This window comes from Tabrizicola sp. YIM 78059, assembly GCF_004959785.1.
GTDB classification, from domain to species: Bacteria; Pseudomonadota; Alphaproteobacteria; order Rhodobacterales; family Rhodobacteraceae; genus Tabrizicola; species Tabrizicola caldifontis.
The window spans coordinates 168,733-183,771 of the sequence record NZ_SJZH01000004.1 but is presented as its reverse complement, the minus strand read 5'-3'; the positions used below and the strand labels follow the sequence as shown (position 1 = coordinate 183,771).

The 15,039-nt window shown below is 66.9% G+C and carries 16 protein-coding genes; 7 read left to right on the top strand and 9 right to left on the bottom strand.

The features are described from left to right. Positions 1–47: 47 nt before the first annotated feature. The 5 genes from EZM81_RS07625 (at position 48) to EZM81_RS18415 (ending at position 3,602) form a co-directional block, all read left to right on the top strand. The gene (locus tag EZM81_RS07625) at positions 48–857 is read left to right on the top strand and encodes a serine protease (protein ID WP_135449816.1); all 810 of its coding nucleotides are present in this window, start codon (positions 48–50) and stop codon (positions 855–857) included. Continuing rightward, the gene (locus EZM81_RS07620) at positions 854–1,672 is read left to right on the top strand and encodes a serine protease (RefSeq protein ID WP_136645321.1); all 819 of its coding nucleotides are present in this window, start codon (positions 854–856) and stop codon (positions 1,670–1,672) included. The genes EZM81_RS07625 and EZM81_RS07620 overlap by 4 nt, the downstream gene beginning before the upstream one ends. 129 nt (positions 1,673–1,801) lie before the next feature. Then, complete coding sequence (locus tag EZM81_RS07615; RefSeq protein WP_135449871.1) at positions 1,802–2,272, top strand: Hsp20 family protein; 471 nt, start codon at positions 1,802–1,804, stop codon at positions 2,270–2,272. 329 nt (positions 2,273–2,601) lie between these two features. Continuing rightward, positions 2,602–3,012, top strand: a complete 411-nt coding sequence (locus EZM81_RS18420) for an aminotransferase class I/II-fold pyridoxal phosphate-dependent enzyme (RefSeq protein ID WP_248298161.1) — start codon at positions 2,602–2,604, stop codon at positions 3,010–3,012. Further along, entirely contained in the window at positions 3,009–3,602 is a 594-nt protein-coding gene (locus tag EZM81_RS18415) for a PLP-dependent transferase (protein ID WP_248298160.1), read from the top strand. The genes EZM81_RS18420 and EZM81_RS18415 overlap by 4 nt, the downstream gene beginning before the upstream one ends. A gap of 74 nt (positions 3,603–3,676) precedes the next feature. Here the strand turns inward: EZM81_RS18415 and EZM81_RS07605 are convergent, their stop codons facing one another. From EZM81_RS07605 to ubiA, 9 genes are all read right to left on the bottom strand, one after another. Next, positions 3,677–5,728, bottom strand: coding sequence for a von Willebrand factor type A domain-containing protein (locus tag EZM81_RS07605; protein WP_136645320.1), 2,052 nt, complete (start codon positions 5,726–5,728; stop codon positions 3,677–3,679). Then, the gene (locus EZM81_RS07600) at positions 5,725–6,261 is read right to left on the bottom strand and encodes an RNA polymerase sigma factor (protein ID WP_136645319.1); all 537 of its coding nucleotides are present in this window, start codon (positions 6,259–6,261) and stop codon (positions 5,725–5,727) included. The genes EZM81_RS07605 and EZM81_RS07600 overlap by 4 nt, the downstream gene beginning before the upstream one ends. A gap of 151 nt (positions 6,262–6,412) precedes the next feature. Continuing rightward, complete coding sequence (locus EZM81_RS07595) at positions 6,413–6,922, bottom strand: peptidoglycan-binding protein (RefSeq protein WP_135449820.1); 510 nt, start codon at positions 6,920–6,922, stop codon at positions 6,413–6,415. A gap of 146 nt (positions 6,923–7,068) precedes the next feature. Continuing rightward, on the bottom strand, positions 7,069–7,410 hold the full coding sequence (locus EZM81_RS07590) for an SDR family oxidoreductase (protein WP_248298159.1): 342 nt from the start codon (positions 7,408–7,410) through the stop codon (positions 7,069–7,071). 154 nt (positions 7,411–7,564) lie between these two features. Continuing rightward, positions 7,565–8,419 (bottom strand): glutathione-dependent disulfide-bond oxidoreductase, encoded by an 855-nt coding sequence (gene yghU / locus EZM81_RS07585; protein WP_136645317.1) that lies wholly within the window; start codon positions 8,417–8,419, stop codon positions 7,565–7,567. 149 nt (positions 8,420–8,568) lie between these two features. Continuing rightward, complete coding sequence (locus EZM81_RS07580; protein ID WP_135449823.1) at positions 8,569–10,047, bottom strand: NAD-dependent succinate-semialdehyde dehydrogenase; 1,479 nt, start codon at positions 10,045–10,047, stop codon at positions 8,569–8,571. Between the two features lie 190 nt (positions 10,048–10,237). After that, positions 10,238–10,567 (bottom strand): hypothetical protein, encoded by a 330-nt coding sequence (locus EZM81_RS07575; RefSeq protein ID WP_135449824.1) that lies wholly within the window; start codon positions 10,565–10,567, stop codon positions 10,238–10,240. After that, entirely contained in the window at positions 10,564–12,627 is a 2,064-nt protein-coding gene (locus EZM81_RS07570) for an OmpA family protein (RefSeq protein WP_248298158.1), read from the bottom strand. The genes EZM81_RS07575 and EZM81_RS07570 overlap by 4 nt, the downstream gene beginning before the upstream one ends. A 67-nt stretch (positions 12,628–12,694) precedes the next feature. Then, positions 12,695–13,669: a 4-hydroxybenzoate octaprenyltransferase gene (ubiA, locus tag EZM81_RS07565; protein ID WP_135449873.1), complete on the bottom strand. Its 975-nt coding sequence runs from the start codon at positions 13,667–13,669 to the stop codon at positions 12,695–12,697. A 12-nt stretch (positions 13,670–13,681) separates the two neighbouring features. Here ubiA and EZM81_RS07560 point away from each other — a divergent pair, with 12 nt between their 5' ends. After that, positions 13,682–14,398, top strand: a complete 717-nt coding sequence (locus EZM81_RS07560) for a 16S rRNA (uracil(1498)-N(3))-methyltransferase (RefSeq protein ID WP_136645316.1) — start codon at positions 13,682–13,684, stop codon at positions 14,396–14,398. Then, entirely contained in the window at positions 14,395–14,970 is a 576-nt protein-coding gene (locus EZM81_RS07555; RefSeq protein ID WP_136645315.1) for a hypothetical protein, read from the top strand. Before EZM81_RS07560 ends, EZM81_RS07555 begins: the two co-directional genes overlap by 4 nt. Positions 14,971–15,039: the final 69 nt, after the last annotated feature.

The following is a 15,039-nucleotide window of genomic DNA, read 5'->3' as shown; positions in this document are numbered from 1 at the left end:
GCCACAGTCGCAGGATAGTGCCGATCGTCATGTGAAGGGGAGGTTCCATGCGTCGCCTGATCCTTTGCCTTCTGACGATGTGCCTGGCATCTGGCGGCACGGCGCGCGCCCAGGACGCGGAAATGGTCAGCCTTCAGACCGCCGACGATTCCCGTGGCTGGGATGCCGTGGGCAAGCTGATCCTGGGCGGGCGCGGCTTCTGCACCGGCGCACTGATCGAACCGAATCTCGTGCTGACCGCGGCGCACTGCCTGTATGACAAGCAGACCGGTGTGCAGATGCGGCCCGAAGACATCCAGTTCCAGGCAGGCTGGCGTAATGGCCGGGCCGTGGCCTATCGCAGCGTGAAGCGGGCGGTCACCCATCCCGACTACCGCTACAGCGGCAATGACAAGCTGGAGCGGGTGACAGCGGATCTTGCACTGCTGGAACTCAGCCAGCCGATCCGCCTGCCGTCGATCCTGCCGTTCGAGACGGGCGCCGCCCCGGTCGAAGGCGATGCAGTGGCCGTGGTGTCCTATGCGCAGGATCGGGCCGAGGCCCCCTCGATCCAGGAGCCCTGCGAGGTTCTGGCAGGGCGACGGGATACGTTGGTGCTGTCCTGCAGTGTCGATTTCGGATCATCCGGCGCACCGGTCTTCTCGTCGGTGGACGGGGTGTCTCGGGTGGTATCGATCATCTCGGCAAAGGCCGAGGTGAACGGGCGCAAGGTGGCGCTGGCGGTGCCACTGGCCGCGCCGTTGAAGGCGCTGCGGGTGGCGCTTGCGGAAAGCAAGCTGCGCGGGCGGATGGATGTGGGGGGCAGTCCGGTTCCGCCCGGCGAAAAGGGCGGCGGCGCCAAGTTCATCAAGCCATGAGGGTTGCGGTTCTGGCCCTGCTGCTGGCCTGGCCCGCCTGGGCGCAGGACGGCGCGGGCCAGAGCCGGCTGACCACGCGCGAGGATCTGCGCGGGTTCGAGCCGGTTGGCCGGGTCGATATCGAGGATGGCGGGTTCTGCACGGGGGCATTGATCGCCGCCGATCTGGTGCTGACGGCGGCGCACTGCGTGGTCGATAGGGAAGGCAACCCGGTTCCCGCAGGCCGGATCACCTTCCGTGCGGGTCTGGCTGACGGACAGTCGCTGGTCGAGGCGCAGGTCGCGCGCACAGTCATCGACCCGGAATACCGCCCGGTCAGTCCGGCACCACCCGAGATCATCCGGCGCGACGTGGCCCTGATGCAGCTGGCCGAACCGGTTCCGACCACGCAGATTCCGCCCTTCGCCATCGCCTTGCCAGGGCGGGGCGACAAGGTAAGTGTCGTTTCCTATGCCTCCGGGCGAGCCGAGGCGCTGACCTGGCAGCCGGTCTGCAATGTCCTGGGGCGGCAGTACGGGCTGATCGCAGTCGATTGCGATGTGAGCTTCGGTTCGTCCGGCGCACCGGTGCTGGACCGCTCTGCCGGATATCGGGCGAAGATCGTCTCGATCATTTCGGTCGGATCGACCTGGGAAGGTCGGCGCGTCGCGGTGGGCATGGAACTGCCGGAGGTCGTGGCAAGGTTGAAGGCGGCCTTGCGGGCCGGTCGCGTTTCAAGCGAAGCGGTACCTGAAGAAGTGCCTCGGCGCAGGGCCGAAAAGACGATCACCGTGGGCGAGGGCGGCGACATCGGCGCAAGGTTCGTGAAGCCCTGACCTGAGGTCTTGAAAGCCACTCTGAGGCTTCCCAGATTCACTTCGTCCGGGTGCCACAATGGGCCCGGAAGAACCCTTGCCCTGCCCGTTGACGGGAGGGCCCCTGACATCGCTTGCACGAGGATGACAATGCGCAATCTGGATTTCGCCCCGCTCTACCGTGCCACCGTCGGCTTCGACCGGATCGCCGATCTGATGGACCGTGTTCTGTCCAGCGACGTGGCTCAGCCGACCTATCCCCCCTACAATATCGAAAAGACCGCCGAGGATGCCTATCGCATCTCGATCGCCGTCGCCGGTTTCGCCCCCGAGGAGTTGAGCGTCGAGGTCAAGGACGGCAATCTGCACATTGCAGCCCGCAAGGCAGCCGACGAGACCGAGCGTACCTACCTGCACCGCGGCATCGCCACGCGCGCCTTCGAGCGCCGCTTTGCCCTGGCTGACCATGTACGCGTGACCGGTGCCGTGCATGAGAACGGGATGCTGCACGTCGATCTGGTGCGCGAGGTTCCCGAGGCCATGAAACCCCGCCGGATCGAGATTGTCCGCGCGAACGGTTCGACCCCGGTGATCGAGGCAAAGCCGGAATCGGTCAACTAGACCCTCTCAATCATCTGTTGCCGGAGCCCGGGTTCGCGCCCGGGCTCTTTGCATCTTGCGCATGCGCTGCGCACGACGGATGAAGGGCCAAAGGAAAGGCCCGCAGCATGTCCGACCACAAGCTGCCCCCGTTCCAGATGCAGCCTGCCACCCGCGCCCTCGACGCCGGGCTGATGCCCGACCCGGTGACAGGAGCCATCGCACCCGGCATTGTCGCCTAGGTCAACCACATCTTCACCCCCGGGTCTGCCGGCTTCTCGGCTGAAGGTGCCGACCTGACCGCGCAACCCTTTCTTTATGCCTGCTGGACGAACGCGACCGTCCGCGCGTTGGAGGAACGCCTGGCGGGTCTTGAAGGGGTCGAGGATGCGCTTGCCACCGTCACCGGCTTCGCCGCTGCGGCTGCTGTCTTCCTGTCGCTTCTGAAGGCGGGCGATCATCTGATCGTGTCGGAAGTCTGCTATGCCGGTGACTACGAACTTGCCACCCGCGCCCTGCCCGACCTGGGTATCGAGGTCACCCCCTGCGACCTGACCGACCCCGCCGCGGTGCGTGCCGCGCTTCGACCCACGACCCGTCTGATCCACGCCGAGACGCCCTGCAACCCGATACCGCGGCTGACCGACCTTGCGGCCCTGTTGGCCCTGGCACGCGAGGCCGGGGCGCTTCTGTCGGTGGACAGCACGCTTGCGACGCCGGTCATCTCACCCGGCCGCTGGAGCACGGGGCGGATCTGGTGATCCATTCGCTGACCAAGTTGATCAACGGCCATGGCGATGCCCTTGGCGGCGCGGTGATCGGACGGCGGGATCTGATCTCTGCCATCCGGTCGCGCGCCGGGGTCTATCTGGGCGCGACCCTGTCAGCCCAGAATGCCTGGCTGATCCTGCGTGGCCTCGACACGCTGTTTCCGCGCCTGCGGACGGCCTGCGAGACCGCGGGCAGGATCTGCGACTGGCTGACGGCGCATCCCGCGGTTACCCGCGTTAAGTGGCCCGGCGCGGCGGACCATCCCCAGCGCGCCCTTGCCCGGCGCCAGTTGGCGCTTGGCGGCGCCATGATCGCCTTCCAGAGCCGGCAGGTTCCTGCGGAGCTTGGCCGCCGCATGGCCGCACGCTTCCTTGTGATCCACTATGCCTTTTCGCTGGGTCACCAGCGGTCGATCTGCGTCCATATCGGGACGGATGACATCCAGCGCAGCACCTTCCGGATGGAAGGCGCGGCGCTTGGGCGCTGGCAGTACTGGGCAGGCGAAGGGGCGTTCCGGTTGTCAGTGGGGCTTGAGGATCCCGCAGACCTGATCGCAGACCTTGGCCGTGCGCTTGACTGACCGATCCGCCTTCGACTTTTCGCCGTCCTGCCGCAAGCGAGGCTGGCGAAGGGGTCGGCGCGCGGTCCGGCCGGTCAGTTCGCTGCCAGCGATTGCGCCAGCCGCATCAGTTTGAGCGCCTCTGCCCGGTAGCCGAAAGGGTCGTCGCCGCGGTTCCGGGCCGCCAGGTCGATCGCCTGGTCCCAGCCCCAGTTGCCCAGATGAGCCGAGCCTTGCAGCAGCTGGCCGAAGCCCGCGATGGCGGCAGCGAAGCGGGTTTCCTCCGTCGCCTCCTCCAGGCCGGTGATCGGGGTCTCGATCAGGGTCGAGGTCTCGGCCCCCGGCGCCTTCCAGCGCAGGCGCAGGAAGCCCAGTTCCTCTGTGCTGGCCCCGATCTCCGCCGCGGGACCATAGCGCAACGGGTTGTTCAACAGCGAATCCGGGCCGGGCGCGGTCACCTCATAGATCGCGGTGACCTGGGTGCCCGCGCCGATCTGGCCCGCGTCCACGCGGTCGTTGTTGAAATTCTCGCGCCGCAGGGCGCGGCTTTCGTAGCCGATCAGCCGGTATTCGGCGACCTTGGCGGGGTTCCATTCGACCTCAATCTTCACATCGTCCGCGATCGGGAACAGCGCACCGGTGAGCTGATCGGCCAGTGCCTTCCGCGCCTCGGACAGCGTTTCGATATGGCTGGCCCGGCCATTCCCGTTCTGCGCCAGCGCCTGCATCTTCGCGTCATCAAGATTGCCGCGCCCGAAGCCTAGCACCGACAGATAGGTGCCGGTCTCGCGCCTCTTCGCAACCAGTGCCTCAATCCCGTCGGGGTCGGAGGTGCCCATGTTGAAGTCTCCGTCGGTGGCCAGCAGGATACGTGAAATCTCACCCTCGGCCTTCATCCCCTCGGCCACCTGATAGGCCAGTTCCAGCCCTGCGCCCCCGGCTGTGGCGCCACCGGCAGCCAGGTTGTCGAGCGCGGCCAGAATGGCGGCACGGTCGGTGGCTGCAGTAGGGGGCAGGACAAGGCCTGCCGATCCGGCATAGGCGACGATGGCGAGCTGATCCTCGGGCCGCAGCACGGGCAGCATCAGGGCAAGCGAGCCTGTCAGAAGGCGCAGACGGTCAGGCCCGCCCATCGAGCCGGATGTGTCGATCAGGAAGACCAAATTCAGCGGCGGGCGGTCGGTCATGGCGGGCAGCGCGCCCTGGATGCCGATGGTCACCAGGCGGGTGCCGGGGTTCCAGGGCGTGGGCATCACCGAGACGGTGGTCGAGAAGGTGGCCTCGGGCGTCGGTGCAGAATAGGCATAGGGGAAATAGTTGACCATCTCCTCGATCCGCACCCGGTCGGGTGCGGGCATCTTGCCACGGTTCAGGCTGGAGCGGATCAGCGCCCAAGATGCGGTATCGACGTCGATCGGGAAGGTCGAGACGGAATCTTCGACCGTCACCTTCACCGGGTTCGGCGCCACGTTGGCATGGGCTTCGGTATCGGGCAGTCCCGGCTGCGCCATGTCTGGCAGCGGGGCGACGATGGATTCGGCCGCGGCAATATCGCCGGCCGTGCCATCGGCAGATCCGCCCGGCGCCGCCATCCGCAGCGGTGACAGACCGCCAGGGGCGTTGACCGTGGGGGCTGGGGGTAGCACCACGTCGACCGTATCGGTTGCGGCTAACGGTGCGGCCAGCGCCTCGGCCATGGGTTCTGCCTTGGTCGCTGCGATCTGGCCGCGGCTGTCCGCTTCGTCCGTCAGGCCGTCTGGGGCCGCAGCGGTCTTGGCGGTCGGGGTGTCGGTGGCAAGCGCGGGTTCGGGCGCCTGATGGGTCACCGGGCCGCTGCCACCTGGCAGGCGCAGATCGGCCATGGGCAGGATCACGGCCACGCCGATCACCAGGGCTGCGGTCGAGGTGGTGACAGCAAGGACAGGGCGCAAGGTTAGGAAGCCCAGCATGCGACGCATTCCGTTCGAGGCGACCGCCCCTTGCGGGGGATCGTCACCGGCAAGGTCGGGCTCCGCCGATCCTTGGGAGGCGTCGTGCAGCCGATCGAAATTCTGCATCGCCAGCCGCAGGGCGCGGGTCTTCGCGTCGTATTCCGGCGCGGGGGCCGACTTCAGCGCAGCGCGGAGGGTTTCGAGGTCGTCGGTCATTTCGCCTCCTCCCGCGCCATGGCCCGCAGGCGTTTCTTCACTTCGCTCATCCGCCAGGCGATCGTCCCCTCGGATACGCCCAGAACGAGCCCAGCCTCGGCCTGGGTCATCTCCTCGCCCAGGACCAGCGCCACGGTGTCGCGCAGTTCGGGCGAAAGGCGGGTCATCGCCTGGGCCAGCCAGTCGTTCGCCTCGGCCAGGGTGGCGATCTCGGCCTGGCGGGCCAGTTCCCAGTCGCCCCAGCCAAGCGCGGCGCGGGTCCGGGTGGCCTGGCGGCGGCGCAGGTCATGTGCGGCGTTGACGATGACACGGTAAAGCCAGGTGGTGAAGCGCGCCTCGCCGCGCCAGTTGCGCAGCTTGGCGGGCAGGGCGGCGCAGATGTCCTGTGCCAGATCCTCGGCCTCGGTCCGGCTGCCGGTCAGCCGCCAGGCCAAGGCATGGATTCGCTTGTAATGTCGACCGACCAGGGTGGCAAACGCCACGCGGTCGCCGTTGGCGGCGGCAGAGGCAAGCATCTCGTCGGGTGTGTCCATCAGCATCACGTTATCTGCGACGCAAGCCGGGCGGCAATTCTTGGGCCGCGCCCGGAAGTCCTTGCCCCGGACGAAAAGACCCCCGGTCCGGTCAGGGTCCGGTCCGGGGGTTGGGTGCCTGATCTTGGGTGCGATCACTTGGGGAGAGGGATCAGAAGATCAGGCTGTCGTAGACCGCGAAGGCGGTGTTGGTGGCCGACAGGCGGTTGCTCAGCCCTTCGTCGCGGGCATAGGCAAGGATCGCGTTGTAAGTACGGGGACCGAACGCGCCGTCGATGCCGCCAGTATAATAGCCCCAGGCCCGCAGATTGCGCTGGATCGCCTTGCGTTCGGCCAGCGAGTACCGGTTGAAGGCAAGCGCCGCCGGGGTCGAATGGATCGAGGTGGCGGGTTGGACATAGACCGGGGCCGGCTGGACATAGACTGGTGCAGGCTGGACATAGACGGGCGCCGGGGCCGCCGAATGGCCACGGTCGTAAAGCCGGGCCTTGCGGTTGATCTTCAGAAGCTCGTCCACGATGACGGCGGTGGCGACACCGGCAACAAAGCCCTTTTCCTTGTCGTTCAAGGCGAGGGCGGGCGCGGCGGGGACGGCCGCAATCGCGGCGGCGGTCAGCGCGGCGACCAGATTGCGTTTCGCGGTCATGGCAACGGGCAGCATGGCGTTTCCTTTCGTGGTGCATCCGGAGTGTCCGGGGCGATGCCACGAGGTATGGGCATGGCCGCTGCGATAGGCAAAAACGCTGGTGTGTTAGGGAAGAACGTCTGTTTGTTATCGGATAACGGAATAGATCTCAAAGCCTTGGGTCACGCCGGTCGCATCGGCAGACAGCAGCCCACCCTGTCCAGGCCGTCTTCCTGCCGCGTGTCCGGGTCGAGGGCGTCGAAGTTGCAGGCACCGTTCGACCGGATGTTCACGATCTTGCGCGCGCCCGGCCGCCCCGCCATCGCCTTCACCGCCTGCCGGCAGTATTGGAAGGCGGAACGGAAGTTGATCCGCCTCTGCCGCTCCGGTTCCGCCGCGGGGATCTCGGGAAAGCCCGACATGAAGCATGTTCCGGCATTGTTGATCAGCACATCCAGCCCGCCGAAGCGGGATGCCAGGCGATCGAACAGTCCGGCGATGGCGTCTTTCTCGGTCGGGTCCACGATTTAGGGAAAGAAGCGCTCGCACGCGGCAGTAACGGTCAACAGCACGCCGTCGTCGAGGATCACGCCAACCAACGCAACCCGTCGGCGAGAAGCCGGTCCGTGAAGGCCCGGCCCGGGCCTCCGGCCTAGCCGATCGCGACCGCGACGCGGTTCATCCCGGGGCTTTCGGAAGGGCGTCGAAATCGGCTGCCGAGTGGCGCTCGGGCAGCTGTTCCCAAGGTTCGCCCCAGTTGCGGTTGACCTTGCGCCCCCGGATCACGGCGGGGCGGGCGTCGATGCGTTTCGCCCATGCAAGGACATGGGCGTAGCTTTGCACATCAAGGAATTCGGCCGCGTTGTAGGCCCGCCCCAGCACCAGGTTGCCGTACCAGGCCCAGATCGCGATGTCGGCCAGCGAATAGATTCCAGCCATCCATTCGTTTTCCGCCAGGTGCCGGTTCAGCACGTCCAGCTGGCGCTTCGTTTCCATCGCGTAGCGGTTGATCGCGTATTCGATCTTCATCGGGGCGTAGGCGTAGAAATGCCCGAACCCCCCACCGACAAAGGGGGCAGATCCCATCTGCCAGAACAGCCAGCTGAACATCTCGGTCCGCTGCCGGGGGTCTTCGGGGATGAAGGCCCCTCCGAACTTCTCGGCGAGATACAGCATGATCGAGGCGCTTTCGAACACGCGCTGCGGCGGGTTCAGCGAATGATCCATCAGCGCCGGGATCTTTGAGTTGGGGTTCACCTTCACGAAGCCCGAGCCGAACTGTTCGCCTTTCGAGATCTCGATCAGCCAGGCGTCATATTCGGCGGGATGCCCGGCCTCCAGCAGCTCTTCCAGCAGGATCGAGACTTTCACCCCGTTCGGCGTGGCAAGAGAATAGAGCTGCAACGGATGCCGCCCCACAGGCAGCTCCTTTTCATGCGTCGGCCCGGCGATGGGGCGATTGATGCTGGCGAAGCTGCCGCCGGATGGCTGCTCCCATTTCCAGACCTTCGGGGGAATGTAGTCGTTGGACATACGCCTGCTCTTGCTGCCGCAGAATGTTTCGCCGCAACGCTAGTCCATCCCTTGCGGCGCCACCAGTGGGGCGCGACGGCGGGTTGGCTCTGCGAAAATGCACAAGGGGCGGCACCTCGCCGCCCCCTGCCAACTCTGCGTCAGACCGGTCAGATCGACAGGCAGACGTATTTCAGCTCCATGTAGTCGTCGATCCCGTGCCGGCTGCCCTCGCGGCCGAGACCCGACTGCTTCACTCCGCCGAACGGCGCCATCTCGTTCGAGATCAGGCCGGTGTTGACGCCGACCATGCCGTACTCCAGCGCCTCCTGAACGCGGGTGATGCGGCCGATGTCGCGGGCGTAGAAATAGGAGGCCAGGCCGAAGATCGTGTTGTTGGCCATGGCGATGACCTCTTCCTCGGTCTCGAAGCGGAAGAGGGGCGCGAGCGGGCCAAAGGTTTCCTCCTGCGCGACCTTCATGTCGGGCTTCACTCCGGTGACGACCGTGGGTTCGAAGAAGGTTCCGCCCAGCTCGTGCCGGTGGCCGCCGGTGACGACCTTTCCGCCGCCGGCCAGCACGTCCTGGATATGCTCCTCGACCTTCTCGACCGCGGCCTCGTTGATCAGCGGGCCGGTGGTGACGCCGGGCTTCAGCCCGTCGCCGATGGTCAGCTTCTTCACCGCCGCCGCCAGCTTTTCGGCGAAGGCATCATAGACGCCGGCCTGCACATAGATCCGGTTGGCGCAGACGCAGGTCTGGCCATTGTTGCGGAACTTGGAAATCATCGCCCCTTCCACCGCCGCGTCCAGGTCGGCGTCGTCGAAGACGATGAACGGCGCGTTGCCGCCCAGTTCCATGCTGCATTTCAGCACCTGCTGCGCCGCCTGCCGCAGCAGGATCCGCCCGACCTCGGTGGACCCGGTGAAGGTCAGCTTGCGCACCAGTGGATTCTCGCAGAACTCCTTGCCGATGTCCGAGGAATGGGTCGAGGTGATGACCGAGAACAGCCCCGCCGGTACGCCCGCGCGTTCGGCCAGCACCGCCAGCGCCAGCGCCGACAGCGGCGTTTCGGCCGCAGGGCGCGCGACGAAACCGCAGCCCGCCGCCAGCGCCGGGGCGACCTTGCGCGCGATCATCGCGTTGGGGAAGTTCCAGGGCGTGATCGAGGCCGCGACCCCGATCGGCTGTTTCAGCACATGGATGCGCTTGTCGCGCTGATGGCCGGGGATGATGTCGCCATAGGTGCGCTTGGCTTCCTCGCCGTAGAATTCGATGTAGCTGGCGCCATAGGCGATCTCGCCCTTGGCCTCGGCAAGCGGCTTGCCCATCTCGGCGGTCAGGATAGTGGCCAGGTCGTCCTGGTTGGCCATGCACAGGTCGAACCAGCGCCGCAGTATCTGGGCGCGTTCCTTGGCGGTGCGGCCAGCCCATTCGCGATGCGCGGCATGGGCGGCCTTGATCGCGCGGGCGGTTTCCGCCCGGCCAAGGTTCGGCAGCTGGCAGATCACGTCGCCGCGCGCGGGGTTGGTGACGGGGAAGGTCGTGCCGTCGTCGGCGGCGATCCATTCGCCGGCGACATAGGCCTTGGTCGCCAGAAGCGACGGATCCTTCAAAAGCGATGCAAGATCGGTGACGGAATCGAGCATGGGTGGGCCCTCCTTATGCTTTGGGCGACAGGTGCCACGCGGGGCCGGGTATGTCCAGTTCCAAGCCTGCCTTGTGCCAGGATTTGATCAAACCTGGCCGCGTCTGGACCGAAGCGCCGGCATTTTCGAAATCTCCGGCCCGTAGCCTTTGAAAGCTCCGATGTGATTTCCTCGATGAACTCGCCCGCGCTCAGCCGTTCGCGTGCATCCGCTCGATATAGGCGCGCATCTCTTCGGCCTCATGGCGCGCCTCGCGCAGACCCTCCATCGCGGCCTTCAGCTCGGCCTCTGTCTGGTTGATCTGGTTCATGAGCTCGGCCTCGCGCTGTTCCAGATAGGCCAGCGCCTGGTCGCGCAATTCCTCGGCCTCGTGAAGGGATTGGGCGAGCCTGTCCATCTCGGCCATGTCGCCGCCCTTGACCCGGGTGAAGCGGTGCAGAAGCCAGTGCGTGAACCAGCCCATCGCGAAGGCGACAAGCAGGATGATGGCGGTGGCGATGACGAATTCCGTGCGGTTCATTGGTCTTCCCCGGCCTTCAGGTCGGCAGGCCGCGGCAAGGGTCGTATCGTCTTCTCCGCCGGAGCGACAGAGGGGCTGGTGTCATTCGAGAAATCCGGTCCTTCGCCGCCGGTCGCCGGTGCTGCGCCAGGCCCCGCCGTACCGGCCGGGGGCAACGCCGCGCCATTGGCGCCAACTGCGGTGCCTTCGGCCGGAGCTACACCCGCATCCTGCACCATGGCGGCATGGTCGCCCTTCAGCACGAATTCGATCCGCCGGTTGGCTTCTCGCCCCTCTTCGGTGGCGTTGTTGGCGATCGGGGTCGATTCGCCATACCCGACTGCCGTCATGCCCGAGATGTCCACCCGCCGGCCCTGAAGGGCCATCAGAACCGCCTCGGCCCGGGCCTGGCTGAGCGCCTTGTTCCCGCCTTCGGACCCCTGGCTGTCGGTATGACCTGCAATCTCCATCTGCATGGGCGGGCAGGCGGTCAGGATGGCGGCCAGTTCGTCCAGCACGGGTCGGGCACCGGCAGCCAGTTCGGCCGAGGCCGGAGTGAAGGTGATCTTCGTCCGCGCGATCACGGCATTCACGTCCGCCGCGCATTCTTCCGGCGTGGGAAGCGAGGCGACGGGATCCAGCGCCTTGTCGTAGCGGACATTCACCCTGAAGGTCTGGCCCTGGCCCAGCTTGCCCGACAGGATCTGGGTGATGCGGCCCCGCGTCTCCTGCGAGCCGGTGACGCCGGTCACTTCCACCGTGTCGGCCCGCACCAGAAGCGAGCCGTATTCGACCTCGGCCAGAGCCTCGAGGCCGGCCAGCACCCGAATCGGCCAGCCATCGGGCAGGGTTTCGTCCACGCGGGTGGCGGTGCGCACCTCGGCACCCTCGAAAGCGGCGCGGGCAAAGGCATCGACCGCCTGGCGCTGCAATTCGTCGGTCAGTCTTCCGCGCAGGTCCAGCTTGCCGGCCTCGGTCAGGACAGCAGTGAATTCGGCTGGTCCCTGGGTCGAGCTTTCCGCCTTTTCCAGTGTCGAGGTCAGCGAAAAGGCATCGGGCAGGCTGGTTTCCAGTTCGCCCACGACCTTGTCGAAGGTGGCCTGCGGCACGTCACTGCCGGCCAGAAGCGTCACGTCGGCATCGGAAAAGGTGATCGATCCCGATCCCAGTTCCTTGACCGCACGAATTGCCAGCACCACGGCTTCGGCCCAGCGCGGGGTCGGCGTGCCAAGGCCGATCCTGCAGTTCGGCGTGCCCGTGACGCCGGCGGCGGTGGCAGCGGCAAGGATCTGGCGCTGGGCCCGCTCGGTATCGGCCGAGCAGCTGTCGAAGCGTGCACCCTCGGTATCGACAACGAATCGCAAGGTGAAGGGCGTGATCACCGGACGGGGGGCCGATATGTCCAGAACCAGCCGCACGTCCTGCGGCGCGAGCGCCCGCAGTTCGTTTTCAAGTCGCCGCTTTTCGGCGGCACTGTCGGAAATTGCCGTGACCTCGACCCGGTCGGCCATGACCGAGACCTTCGACCGCGGCAGACGCTTCAGCGCCTCCAGCCCGAATGCCAGTGCCGTCCCCCAGGTCTCGGGCGCCGGGTAATCGGCCAGTTCCAGCATGTTGGTCGGCTCGATTCCCGGTGTGAGCTGCCCCGCCGCTTCGGCAAGCTCGGCTTCGGAAAGGCTGTTTTCGCCGGGGTTTTCGGGCATCAGGCCGAACAGCTGGATTCCGTCTTCGGTCCGCAACATCTGAACGGAAAAATCCGGTGCCTTGATCGCGGCTGTCGGTGCGACCTCCAGCCCGTCGCGGATGCGCGAATTGTCCACCAGGGTGCCGACCATGTTCACGGCGCGGAAGCGGGCCGCCTCGTTCGGGGCGGTGCCGGTCAGGTGGACCTGGAGCCCGTCTGTGGTGACCGTGATCCAGTCGAGTTTCTGTTCTGCCAGCCGGGCGCTCACTACCTTTGCGGTACGTGTCTCGATCACCAGGGCGGTTGCATAGGCGACGCCGACCATGACGGTCGCTGCCAGAAGGAAGGCAAGCAGTGCAAGCGTGGTTGCGGAAAACTGGCGAAGAAACTGGGGCAAGGCGGGTTCCGGTCGACTCAGGGCAGGGCATTCGCCCAAGGGTTCCTAGGCCTTCGCCGCCCGGGGTTCAACCAAGCCAGGCCGCGGCGGCAAGAAACGGCACAGGGATCAGGCCCGCGTCCCGGTTCGAACGGAAGACTGCAAGGCACGAGGCCGGGTCGTCCAGGTCGAGCGTCCGCATCTGCCACTGGAGGTGCCACCCCATCGCCCAGACACCCCCCAGCGCCACGACCAGCGCCAGCACCCGGCCCTGATCCACATGGGCCAGGATGACGGCGGCGGCGAACAGCAGCAAGGTCAGAACAAGGAAGGCGCGAAGCCAGAGGCGGCTGCGGTCGCCGAACAGCCGTGCGGTCGACTTCACCCCGATCAATGCGTCGTCCTCGCGGTCCTGGTGGGCGTAGATCGTGTCGTAATACAATGTCCAGGCAATCCCGGCGGCATAAAGCAGCATGGCAGCCGGCGGCACGGTTCCCGCATGGGCAGCCCAGGCCAGCAGCGCGCCCCAGTTGAACGCTAGCCCCAGAAAGACCTGCGGCCACCAGGTGAAGCGCTTGGCGAAGGGATAGATCGCCACCAGCGCCAGGCTCGCCACACCCAGCCCCACGGCCAGCCAGTTGTAGGTGAACAGGATCACCGCAGCCAGTGCCGCCTGCACCACCATCCAGATCAGCGCTGCCCGCACCGTGACCTGGCCCGAGGGGATCGGTCGGCTGCGCGTGCGCGTCACTGCGGCGTCGAACTCGCGGTCGGTGATGTCGTTCCAGGTGCAGCCCGCACCGCGCATCAGGAAGGCCCCCACCGCGCAGGAGACGACCAGCCAGAGATCCCAGGCCCTGAAGCCCGAGACACCCCCGGCCAGAGCGATGGCCCAGAGGCAGGGAATCAGCAGAAGCCAGGTGCCCACTGGCCGGTCGGCGCGGGAAAGGCGCAGGTAGGGCCGGGTCGCTGTCGGGGCCAGACGGTCCACCCAGTTGTCCTTCGGCGCGTCTGCCACCCGCCCGGCGGGTTCGGCCTCTGGCATTTGCGGCGGAGGGGTCATAGGTTCGCGCTCATGTCGGATGTCAGGCTTCATGTAGACCAGCCGCTGGGACCGGGGCAAGCCGTGGCCCTCAGCCCGGACCAGGCGCATTACCTGGTGGGCGTGATGCGGCTGGGTATGGGCGCGCCGGTCGTGCTGTTCAACGGGCGCGACGGCGAATGGCGCGCGGTGCTGACCGCGGCAGGGAAACGGGGGGCAACTGCCACCTGCGAGGCCATGACCCGCCCCCTGGTGCTGCCGCCCGACCTGTGGCTTCTGTTCGCGCCGATCAAGAAGGCGCGGACCGATTTCATCGTGGAAAAGGCCGTTGAACTGGGTGTGCGTCGCATCCTGCCGGTGCAGACCCGGCACACCAATTCCGAACGTGTCCGGCAGGACCGCCTGCAGGCCCATGCCGTCGAGGCGGCAGAACAATGCGGCGCGACCTATGTGCCCGAGGTGGCGGATCTGACCACCCTTGACCGGGTGCTGGCCGCGTGGCCGGAAGGACGCCGGCTTTACTGGTGTGACGAGACGGCGGCAGGCCGTCCTGCGCTACTTGCACCGGCGGCAGGCCCCGCCGCTATCCTGATCGGGCCGGAAGGGGGATTTTCTGGCGACGAGGCAGCGAAGCTGCGCGCGCGACCGGACGTGGTGCCCCTGTCGCTTGGCCCGCGCATCCTGCGTGCCGATACCGCTGCCGTGGCCGCCATCACCCTGTGGCAGGCGGCCTGCGGAGACTGGCGGTGAGCTTCATCCGCCCCGAACTGCGTTCGGCGCTGGGACGGTGGCGCGAGGTGATCGCCGCCGGGGCGGTGGTCCTGCTTGGCGGCTGGATCGCCGCGCAGGGTGGCTTCTTCCTGTTGCCGATCGGCGGCGCGATCCTGCTTTTCGGCCTGGGCTGGGCGCTTTACGCTTTTCGCCGCCTGCGCTTTCGGCAAGAGGGCGAGGCACCGGGCATCGTGCGCGTGACCGAGGCGCAGATCGCCTACATGGGGCCGCGCGTCGGCGGCTTTGTCGGCCTTCCCGACCTGGCCGAACTGCGGCTGCTGACCCTGCGCGGCCGCCGGGTCTGGAGGCTGCGGCAGGGGGATGGACAGACGCTTTTCATCCCCGTCGAGGCCGAGGGTGCCGAGGCGCTGTTCGATGCTTTCGCGGCCCTGCCCGGCATGGATACGGCGGCCCTTGTGGCAGCCCTGGGGACCACGGCGACATCGGACGGCAGGAACCTGGCGCTGGATGGTGCCGACCGGCTGATCTGGGCGCGCAGGGGCAGCGGTGTCGTGGTCCACGAGGCAGGCAGGGGATCTTACCCCTCTTGACTTGGCCCTCTGCCCTTGACACCTCTTGGCGCCCGGCACCTTGTGCCGGAGAAGACCCGCCAGCCCGGA